This window comes from Daejeonella sp., from assembly GCF_044348475.1.
In the GTDB taxonomy this organism is placed as follows: Bacteria; Bacteroidota; Bacteroidia; order Sphingobacteriales; family Sphingobacteriaceae; genus Daejeonella.
This window is the reverse complement of record NZ_JBIKSU010000004.1, coordinates 99,489-109,935: the sequence shown is the minus strand read 5'-3', so window position 1 is coordinate 109,935 and position 10,447 is coordinate 99,489. Positions and strand designations below refer to the sequence as shown.

Annotated in this window: 10 protein-coding genes; 2 read left to right on the top strand and 8 right to left on the bottom strand. The window is 37.9% G+C overall.

The window, feature by feature from the left end; all coding sequences use genetic code 11:
- The 4 genes from ACIQZ6_RS02560 to dcd all read right to left on the bottom strand — a co-directional run.
- The coding region (locus ACIQZ6_RS02560; protein WP_395807896.1) for an SDR family NAD(P)-dependent oxidoreductase at nt 1-438 on the bottom strand (438 nt) is incomplete at its 3' end.
- A gap of 1 nt (nt 439) precedes the next feature.
- Nucleotides 440-1,207, bottom strand: a complete 768-nt coding sequence (locus ACIQZ6_RS02555) for an enoyl-CoA hydratase/isomerase family protein (RefSeq protein ID WP_395807894.1) — start codon at nt 1,205-1,207, stop codon at nt 440-442.
- Between the two features lie 2 nt (nt 1,208-1,209).
- Nucleotides 1,210-3,918, bottom strand: coding sequence for a TonB-dependent receptor plug domain-containing protein (locus tag ACIQZ6_RS02550; protein ID WP_395807892.1), 2,709 nt, complete (start codon nt 3,916-3,918; stop codon nt 1,210-1,212).
- A gap of 168 nt (nt 3,919-4,086) precedes the next feature.
- Nucleotides 4,087-4,623, bottom strand: a complete 537-nt coding sequence (gene dcd / locus ACIQZ6_RS02545) for a dCTP deaminase (RefSeq protein ID WP_395807890.1) — start codon at nt 4,621-4,623, stop codon at nt 4,087-4,089.
- 70 nt (nt 4,624-4,693) lie between these two features.
- Between dcd and ACIQZ6_RS02540 the strand changes: the two genes are divergently transcribed.
- Both ACIQZ6_RS02540 and lipB read left to right on the top strand, forming a co-directional pair.
- The gene (locus ACIQZ6_RS02540; protein ID WP_395807888.1) at nt 4,694-5,347 is read left to right on the top strand and encodes a 4'-phosphopantetheinyl transferase family protein; all 654 of its coding nucleotides are present in this window, start codon (nt 4,694-4,696) and stop codon (nt 5,345-5,347) included.
- Entirely contained in the window at nt 5,337-6,035 is a 699-nt protein-coding gene (gene lipB / locus ACIQZ6_RS02535; protein ID WP_395807886.1) for a lipoyl(octanoyl) transferase LipB, read from the top strand. Before ACIQZ6_RS02540 ends, lipB begins: the two co-directional genes overlap by 11 nt.
- A 549-nt stretch (nt 6,036-6,584) precedes the next feature.
- On the opposite strand, the gene groL is transcribed toward lipB, so the two are convergent.
- From groL to ACIQZ6_RS02515, 4 genes are all read right to left on the bottom strand, one after another.
- Nucleotides 6,585-8,228: a chaperonin GroEL gene (gene groL, locus ACIQZ6_RS02530; protein WP_306551254.1), complete on the bottom strand. Its 1,644-nt coding sequence runs from the start codon at nt 8,226-8,228 to the stop codon at nt 6,585-6,587.
- A gap of 163 nt (nt 8,229-8,391) precedes the next feature.
- Nucleotides 8,392-8,685, bottom strand: a complete 294-nt coding sequence (gene groES / locus ACIQZ6_RS02525; protein ID WP_090705455.1) for a co-chaperone GroES — start codon at nt 8,683-8,685, stop codon at nt 8,392-8,394.
- Between the two features lie 218 nt (nt 8,686-8,903).
- Nucleotides 8,904-9,242: a preprotein translocase subunit SecG gene (gene secG, locus ACIQZ6_RS02520; RefSeq protein WP_395807884.1), complete on the bottom strand. Its 339-nt coding sequence runs from the start codon at nt 9,240-9,242 to the stop codon at nt 8,904-8,906.
- Between the two features lie 5 nt (nt 9,243-9,247).
- A complete protein-coding gene (locus ACIQZ6_RS02515; protein ID WP_395807882.1) occupies nt 9,248-10,426 on the bottom strand; it encodes a hypothetical protein in 1,179 nt (392 codons plus the stop codon).
- Nucleotides 10,427-10,447 lie beyond the last annotated feature (21 nt).

Sequence of the window (10,447 nt, the reverse complement as noted above, 5' to 3'; positions counted from 1 at the left end):
TTTAATCCAATGTTTACCTACCGCCATGGTACAATTTGCAGTACCTTTTAATACAATATCGATGATCGTAGAAAAGGCATTGGCTGAAAGGCGTTCAGTAGGTGAAATGAAGTTGCCGGCTGCATTGTTTAAGAGCCCGTGTACCTGACCAAAAGTTTCTAATGTTTTTCTTAAAACCTCATCAACTTCTTCAGGTTTGCGTACGTCACATTGAACCGCCAACACTTTTGCTCCTCCTTTATTGCTTGGAGCAGCTTCTTGTTCCATTTCTGCCGCAGTTTTAAGGAGCACATCCATCTTTCTGCTGGTGATCACCACATTGGCCCCAAGCTTTAGAAAGTAAGTGCTCATTGCTCTTCCAAGACCGGTTCCTCCACCTGTAACTAGTATTGTTTTACCACTCAGGGCATCATCACGTAACATGGGTTCATTATACATATTAGGCCGGTTTTTGTTGAAGATTTTGAATGATTGTTTTAAGAATGGATCGGGTAGAAGCCGACCACCATTGTGCAAGCATAGGTCTGAGCATTTCTGTTGGATCTGCACTTACCTTTTTTAATAACTCTGCACGCATATTCATTTTGCTTTGTTGCCATGTATTACGTTCCAATTGAATGTAAGTAAGCATTTTGCGCTCGGCAGCATGTAAAATACTTTCTGGGTTAACTACCTCATCAATCAAACCGGTGCTTAATGCTTGCTGCGTGTTCATCAGTTTTCCTTCAAGCAAAAAGCGATACGCATTTGGCTCACCGAGCCAGAATGAATACAAATGAAAAATGCTTTCCGGAACGATAATTCCAACCGGAACTTCATTTAGTCCGATGATGAATTTACCTTCGGCCATTATTCTGTAATCACAGCAAAGGGCAAGTACGCAACCACCTGCTGGGCTATGTCCGCTGATGGCAGCTATCATTGGTTTTTTAAATGAAACCAATGTGGTTACCAAATCTAAAAAGTCAATCCAGAAGCTTTTTATTGTTTCCTCATCGTAATTAAAAAGCTCAATAAGGTCAAGACCGGCAGAGAAAAAACCATCCTTACCTGTCAAAATTAATCCCGCAATCGAATCGTCATTTTCTATGTTTCTGACCATTTGATGAAGTTCAGCAACCATTTCTGCGTTGATGGCATTTGAACGACCGCGGTTCATTGACAGAACAGCAATTTTATCTTTGATATTAACCTTGATTGTATTCATATTTATTTAACGCTGAATCTGAAAAGTTGTCTTCCTATTGTTCCATTCACATTGATTCCCTCAACAATGGCCTTGTAATTTCCGGTTCCATCCGAATTAAAGAACTCCACACTTGCTTTTCCGGTTGAGTCGCTGACCACATTCGGATTCCAATAAATGGTGGTCCGGAGGTCGGCAATCTTTGAATTAATTTTCGGATCATCATAATTTGGTGAGTAGAACTCACGCCCTTTGTAATAACCTTTCGGATTATAGCCTGCAATTCCCGGAGCGTAATTTTTGTAGGTTCTATTACTATCTCCTCGTTTGGTGGTTATTATAAGTACACCACCACCACCACGGCTTCCGTAAATAGCAGTATTTGCACCGCTTTTTAATATTTCAATGGTTTCTACATCGTTTGGATTTATGGATGAAAGAAATTCTGGTTCCAAAAAGGCCCCATCCAGAATTAATTGCATTGGAATTGGGCCAGAGAGAGAATACATACTTCTCATGGAGTAGACTATGCCATTATTCACCATGATTCCTGCAATTCTACCCTGAATACACTGAACAATAGTAAAACAATTTTGAAGCTGTTCAGCCTTAATTATGGCATCGGCTCTGCCCGCTCCATTTAAATTGGATGAGTTTTTTGCTTCTACTTTTGTATCAACTACCTTAACCTCATCTAGAAGGATATTCCTAACAATCATTCCGTTTCTTTTAAGATCATCATATTGAGCACGGCTATTCTTAAGGTAGGCAAACATCGATTTATTTACATTAACCTCGAGCATGGCCTCATTCTTATTTTTTGTTACTAGCTGCGCCGGTATTCGGTCAAGATATATCTCTACATTTTTCTTATCTCTTTCATTCCGGGCCTGAACTATGAATTTTGTGCTATCATTGAAATAGAGATTGTCAAATCGAAACAATCCATTCCTATCTGTTAGCGTATCTAACAAAATTGACGTTCCTGAAGATGAAAATAGCGTAACCTTGCCGCCAATAACAGGTTTTCCATTTAGTGAAGTTACTTTTCCGCTAACCTGCATGCTTTTTTCCGGGCCATATACTAATGTTGGATAGTTGTTTGACAAGATATTTTTCCATTCAAAGCGACGCCATCCTTGTGTTAATAACAGATTGTCGAGCTGTCTTACTTTAGCTTCAGTCGTATCGGTGAAATAGTAATTGGCTTGTTCAATAAAACCCTTCAAGTCTGAACTCAGTAGTAAATTCGAAATAATACTCGTTTCACTTGCCTCATCAACCGGAACTTTTGTTTCATCAACTATTGCAATTGAAAAACTACCAAGTGTAGGTTTGCCTTTAGGATCACTAACATCTAGCATGAGCTTTACTTTTTCTCTTTTTTGGAACTCAGCCTTATCAGTACGTAGATTTATTTTAAGAAAATCAGAGTGATTGATGAATACTAGGCGCTCTGCAACTGGCTCATTTTTAGGAGAAAACAGGGTTAACTGAAGAATCCCTGTTGGGAAACGTGATTTGGGAATAGACGCGTTGAAAGTTCGGCTATTCATCTTGTTCTTTGATACAAATTGTACTTGTCCGTTTGTTTGTGCTACTAGTGTAAGTTCTGAATCTGGTTGATCCAGTTCTGTTGTAGAAATTTTTATTTTGAGTTCATTGGGGTCTGTATTATCGGCTGTTAATACATAGCCCTGTGTTTTAACCGTTGGCAGAGGAATGGCTTTTTCTGAGCCATCTTTAAAGGTGATATATGCAGTATAGGTGCTTGATGCGCTTGGTTTTATTTTAAAAGAACCCATACCTGCATGTTCCGATTGGAATTCGTTCATCCTGACATTATTTTGGTCGGCAATGTATCCGCTTACAGCAATTCCAAGTCCATCAGATCCAAGTGCTTTAAAGGCAACCCGGGTACTGATGCCATTGATCATGTCGCCACCTTCAGGAAAAAATTTCACATCGGTTTCGTTTGAAGTGGATTTAACCGGAAAATTTTTACTGGCACTGATTTTCTCATCCAGGCGGATTGTAGTCAAGATCTTTCCTGATTTCAATATAAATGGCTGATTATTGACAAAGCTGATTAGTAAATTACCTTTCGAATCGGTTATGCCATTTCCTTTCAGGATGGTTCTGAAATCTAATACCACCTGATAAGTAACCTCCTTATTGATCAAAGGCTTACCAGCCATATCGGCATAGTTTAAACTCGCCATTACTTTTTGCCCTTTTACATCTTTACTGTAGGTATAATCTGCCTGAGTTATTACGCTATTAGCAATAGAATTACCAACAGTAAAGGTTTTATCAAAGAAGTACTCTTCATCAAAATTTCGCATCCAGTTAGTATAGGCCCTAATTCTATAATTTCCCTCTTTTAAAGAGTCGGTAAGTGAAAAATCACCCCAGGCAAGCCCCATTTCTAAAGGCAATACTATTGATTGCTTCACAGAATCTTTATCATTGATTAGTTCAACATATAGAATTTTGCTTAGGTCTGATAGCTCATTCTCTTCAGCAGTTACTACATAGGCCTTGAACCATATATTATCGCCAATTGCATAATATGGCTTATCCATATGAAGGTGAATTTTTTCCTGTGGATACTGTAACCGATATTTTTCAATCTGCTGGATTATTTTTTTCAAAGGTTCATCATCTCTGACAAATCCCAGTACCAGTATAGATGCAATGACAAAAAATAGTAGAATAACGTATTTTTTCATAGTGTTCTTTAGAGACAGTTAGCAAGATAATTTCGAAAGGTATGAGCTTCGGGGTAAAACATGATGAACAGTTTTAGGAATCGACTGATAATTAAAGTACTAAGCCTCAATTTATTAAAAATTGAGGCTCAACTATGTAATATATACGAATTATTTGACAGTTAGATTTTAGAATGCATTCTTCCACATCATGCTTTCTACAGGCTTGGTAGTTTTATTATTGTATTTAGCATTTGCCTTGGTATTGTACATGGTTTCTACATCTCCTTCAACAACAAAGTAGATCAATTGACCAATAGGCATTCCAGCATAAATCTTTACAGGTTGGGCACATGAAATTTCCAGAGTCCAGGTATTGCAAAACCCTACATCGCCCTTTCCTGCAGTAGCATGGATATCAATTCCTAGGCGGCCGGTACTAGATTTTCCTTCCAGAAAAGGCACATGCCTATGAGTTTCCGTATATTCTAAGGTTACTCCTAGGTAAAGTGTGTTTGGCTGAAGTACAAAACCATCTTTTGGTATTTCGAAATGATCAATTTCATTGTGTGCTTTTGAATCTAATACCCTGTTTCTGTACGTTGCCAGATATTTGCCCAGGTGAACATCATACGAATTTGTGCCTAAACAATCTTTTTTGAAGGGTTCAATGATAATATTCCCTTTTTCAATTTCTTCTAGTATAATTTTATCAGAAAGTATCATAAATAAGCTTAAGATTTGGACTAAATTATGATTTATTTGAGATAGTTTTACAGGTATTTTATATTTTAAAATGGCTCTTGCTTATCATAAAGAAATTGACCCCTTTACATCTTTCGCAATTTGGAAGATTGAAGAATCTGCAGATGAACTTTTTGCTCAATTGCAGTTAAAAGAGCATGAAAAAACATATCTTGATGGTTTGGCTAATGGCAAGAGAAATATGCATTGGTTGAGCACCCGTGTCTTACTTCGCAGAATGATGGACACTGATCAGTACATTGATTGTAGAGTTGACTCAAGCGGCAAGCCATACCTCAGTAATTTTCCTCATTATATTTCTCTTAGTCATTCGTATGATTATGCCGCAGTCATGGTGAGTAAGAACAAAGCAGTAGGAATTGATATTGAATTGATTAAAGACAAGATTGAACGTATTGCCAATAAGTTTTTAAGTGCAAAGGAACTAGAATTCATCCAGGAACAAGAAAGGATTGAGCAGTTATATGTCTGCTGGTGCGCAAAGGAGGCTATTTATAAGCTTCATGGAAAAAAAAATGTGAGTTTTGTAGAGAATATTGATTTAAAGCCATTTCATTACAGTGGAAATGGATCATTTGCTGCAAATCTGGATGTTGGGTCTATTCATAAGGAGTTCAAGGTTCATTATGAAAAATTTGATGAATATATGATCGGGTTTGTTTCAGACGATAATAATGAAGAATAAGAAGGTAATTTTTCAGGATTGGGGTTTGCTTGATTATCAGCAGGCTTGGGATAGGCAGGAGCAGGTTTTTTCGGAGACGGTTCAGGCAAAAACACAGAATAGAAATAACAACACCACTGATCCGGTTAAAAACCATCTCATTTTCGTTGAACACCCGCATGTTTATACACTTGGTAAAAGTGGCAAGCCTGAAAATTTGCTGCTTGATGAGGCGGGGCTGAAGAGAAAAAATGCTTCTTATTATAAAATTAATCGGGGTGGTGATATAACCTATCATGGTCCTGGGCAACTGGTAGGATATCCGATTCTCGATCTTGATAATTTTTTTACGGATATACATCTGTATCTGCGTACTCTGGAGGAGGCTGTGATACGTACACTTGCCGATTATGGGATAAAAGGTGGCAGGTATGAAGGGTATACAGGAGTTTGGCTTGATGCGGATAATGAGCGTGCTAGAAAGATTTGCGCAATGGGAGTGAGGTGTAGCCGCTGGGTTACTATGCACGGACTTGCATTTAATGTTAATACAGATCTGTCTTATTTTAAAAACATTGTTCCCTGTGGAATCGATGACAAAGACGTTACTTCAATGGAACGGGAACTGAGATTCAAGCTGGATATGGATGAAGTAAAGCAAAAATTAAAAGCGCACATTGCTCAACTTTTTGAAATGGAAATTCTTTGATCTTGAGACTAGTAGTATGCAGATAACAGATAATTACAGTATTGGGTATTGAGTATTGGGTATTGAGTATTGCGTATTGAGATAAATTCTGCTTAACCTTAACTTCCTACCTCAGATAACTGATAACTGATAACTGATAACAGACAACTGATAACCACAGTATTGGGTATTGAGATAAATTCTGCTTCACTTCAGACTTCATACCTCAGATAACTGATAACTGATAACAGATAACAGACAACAGATAACAGACAACAGACAACTGAATCAAGAACCAGGAACAAAGAACTAAGACTGTGTAGAGCTAATTGAAATTCTCTGCTTTTTTCAGACCTCCTACTTCCTACCTCCGACTTCAGACCTCCGACTTCATACCTCATACTTCCTGCCTCCGACCTCCTACCTCAGACCTCCTACCTCAGATAACTGATAACTGACAACAGACAACTGATAACAGACAACAGACAACAGACAACTGATAACTGACCTAATAAAACAACAAAGCCCCGAAATTAATCCGAGGCTTTGTCATGTATTGGGTTAATGATATTACATCATTCCGCCCATACCACCGCCGCCGCCCATTGGAGGCATATGGCCACCGCCTTTGTCCTCTTCAGGCTCATCAGCTAAAACCACTTCAGTAGTTAATAACATCGATGCAATTGATGCTGCATTTTCTAATGCAATACGACCAACCTTTGTAGGGTCAATAACACCAGCACCGATAAGGTTTTCATAAACATCTGTACGTGCATTGTATCCGAAGTCTTCTTTACCTTCTTTTACTTTTTGAACCACGATAGATCCTTCAATACCTGCATTCTGACAGATTTGACGTAATGGTTCTTCGATGGCACGTCTAATGATTGCAATACCTGTATTCTCATCTTCATTAGAGCCTTTAAGGTTAGCTAATGCTTCGATTGCACGAATGAAAGCAACACCACCACCAGCAACGATACCTTCTTCAACCGCAGCACGGGTTGCATGTAAAGCATCATCAACTCTGTCTTTTTTCTCTTTCATTTCAACTTCAGTAGCAGCACCAACATAAAGTACAGCAACACCACCAGAAAGTTTAGCTAAACGCTCTTGTAGTTTTTCCTTATCGTAATCAGAAGTTGTAGTTTCAACTTGTGCTTTGATTTGATTAACACGAGCTTTGATATCAGCAGATTTTCCAGCACCGTTAATTACGATGGTATTATCTTTATCAACTACTACTTTTTCTGCCTGACCTAAGTAAGTAAGATCTGCATTCTCTAATTTATAACCTCTTTCTTCAGAGATAACTGTTCCACCTGTAAGAATAGCGATATCTTCAAGCATTGCTTTACGACGATCACCAAATCCAGGAGCTTTAACTGCAGCAACTTTCAGTGAACCACGGATCTTATTCACAACAAGAGTTGCTAAAGCTTCACCATCAAGATCTTCAGCAATGATCAGTAATGGCTTACCGGTTTGAACTTGCTTTTCAAGTACCGGAAGTAATTCTTTCATAGAAGAGATTTTCTTATCGTAGATAAGAATATATGGGTTTTCCAACTCAACTTCCATTTTATCAGCATTGGTAACAAAGTATGGAGATAAGTAACCACGGTCAAATTGCATACCTTCAACTGTTTTCATTTCAGTTTCAGTACCTTTTGCTTCTTCAACAGTAATTACACCATCTTTACCAACTTTAGCCATTGCATCAGCAATCAGAGTTCCGATTATTTCATCATTGTTTGCTGAAATAGAAGCAACTTGTTTGATCTTTTTGTTGTCTTCACCAACAGACTGAGATTGTTTCTTTAGATTGGCAACTACAGCGGTAACTGCTTTGTCGATACCACGCTTTAGATCCATTGGATTTGCACCAGCAGCAACGTTCTTAATACCTGCTGTAACAATTGCTTGAGCCAAAACCGTTGCAGTAGTAGTACCATCACCAGCCTGATCAGCTGTTTTTGATGCAACTTCTTTAACCATTTGAGCACCCATATTTTCAAGGGCGTCTTTTAATTCAATTTCTTTGGCAACGGTAACACCATCTTTAGTGATTGCTGGCGAACCAAATTTCTTATCAATAATTACGTTACGTCCTTTTGGTCCAAGAGTTACTTTTACTGCATTGGCAAGGATATCCACGCCTCTTTTCAGAGCATCACGTGCTTCAACGTTGTATTTAACTTGTTTTGACATGTTTAAAGATTTTAAATGCTAGAGCTAATTCAAAATAGATGTTTGGATTAGGCTCCTGGGTTTCAATTTATTAGATTTTGGTTAAGAGGTCTGAAGTCTGTAGTCTGTAGTCTGAGGTATGATTTTCCGACCTCTGATTTCCGACTCCCGGATTCCTTCTTCCTTATAATGTTGCGAAAATATCAGATTCACGCATGATAAGATATTCTTTACCATCATGAGTAATCTCGGTACCAGCATACTTTCCGTATAATACCACATCGCCTACTTTATAAGCCATAGGGATCAAATTACCGGTTTGTTCCGCATATTTACCCGGACCAACGGCTACAACAGTTCCTTTTTGAGGTTTTTCTTTTGCAGTATCAGGAATATAAAGTCCTGAGGCTGTTTTTTCTTCAGCTGGAGCAGCTTCTATAACTACCCGGTCTGCGCTAGGTTTGATATTTAATGCCATATTGTTGTTATGTATTTAATTAATTAAATTTTTCTTCCTTATTGAAGTCACTAATTATGCCAAATGATTTTTGGTCAGAATTCTTGTCAAATTTTCATTAATAGAAACTTTGAACTACTTTATTCAATCATTTTCGGTGTCAAGCTGTCAGTTGAATGTCAGCCTATTCCAAAAAAAAAGTCACCCACGATTAGGTGACTTTTACTATTGATTTCTTATTAATTTTTTTTTGCAGTGTCTACCGGAAGTGAAAGATTTGATGGAGCAGCAACCGGTGCAGTAGGTTTATTGATCTGATTTTGAATTTCATTTTTTTCTTGATCAACAACTCCTCCGCGGGGTACAACAACATTAACCATCAAAGCTAAAACCATCAATGTTACCGCAAGAACCCATGTTCCCTTTTCAAGAAAATCACCTGTTCTCTGAACTCCCATGATATTGTTAGAACCTGCAAAACCTGATGATAGGCCGCCGCCTTTCGGATTTTGGATCAGAATGATCACCACTAGCAGAAAACAAACAATGATTGCCAGAATAATAATTGTATATAACATAGTAATTAATTTACGTTCTTTTCTAATTCAAGAATTTGGTCGGCAAAGTACGTGCTTTTTTCCGGAAATTTCAAACTTAATTTTTTGTAGGTATCGATCGCTTTTTGAAACAACATTTGATCGGTGTAGATCTGAGCCAATGTTTCTGAAACCAAGTCATTTGGATCCTCGGCACTTTTACGGGCTTTATTCTCGGTATCTAATTTTTGTGAATTGGGTGGTTTAATCTGCGGTTCTTCTTTAATGAACTTATCCAGGATCGAGTCTTCTTTCCGCCTAACCTGAAACGGGACAGTTTTTGGCGCATTCTCTATCGCCTCAAGAGGTGATTGCAAATGGAATATATTTTCAATGATTTGACTACTTAACTGATCAACTGAATTTCTTTTGATGTTCTGTGTAGTATCCAGTTTAAATTCTACAAATGGCTGATAGGTTTCGGAATGCTCATTTCTTGTTTTGTTAAGCCACCATAAAAATGAATAGGGCATTTTATCATCATTGTATTTTGATACATTCTGATCCGTTTCCTTGAATTGGGCAGTCTTTATCAGAGATTCTGTAACCGGTACATATACCGTATCAACGATTTCGATTTCTTCGGTTTTGCTTTCAACTTCTGGCTCTGCCTGTATTTCTGCTTCCTGATTTGTTGGTATGGTTTGTGCTTCGGTTCTGCCTACTTGCTGAACCTCTGCATTGATTTCTTGTTCCTCAATTAACTGAACAGAATTAGTATTGCTTTCTTCCTGAATAATCTCTTCACTGTTGAACTCTACATCAATACGTTCTTCAACTTGGCTTTCATCCTGTGGCTGGATTTGTTCTGTTAATGAACGTTCTTCAAATTCTAGTTCCTCAATAAGTGTATCAGTGTGCTCGATTCCTTTAATATCTGTAGCTATTGGAGGCTTACTTTTTAATTTTTCAGGGGTGTTAAGTGCTGTGTATAAAACCGTTCTGTCAGGAATCAGTAATGCCGTTCTTGTAAAATTGGCTGTATTTTCTGACAAATCTTGAGCAGCTGTAGCGCCTGAATAGATAATATGAAGCAGCTGGCAATATGGAAATTTTTCAAGTGCAGATAGTAATTCTTTAGGTTCAGCCAAGCTTGTTGCCGATGGATCTGCAACATATTCTGAAAATAATTTGATGTCAAAATTCTGGTTATTTACCTCTTCCACTTTTACTCATTTTTTGAAAGC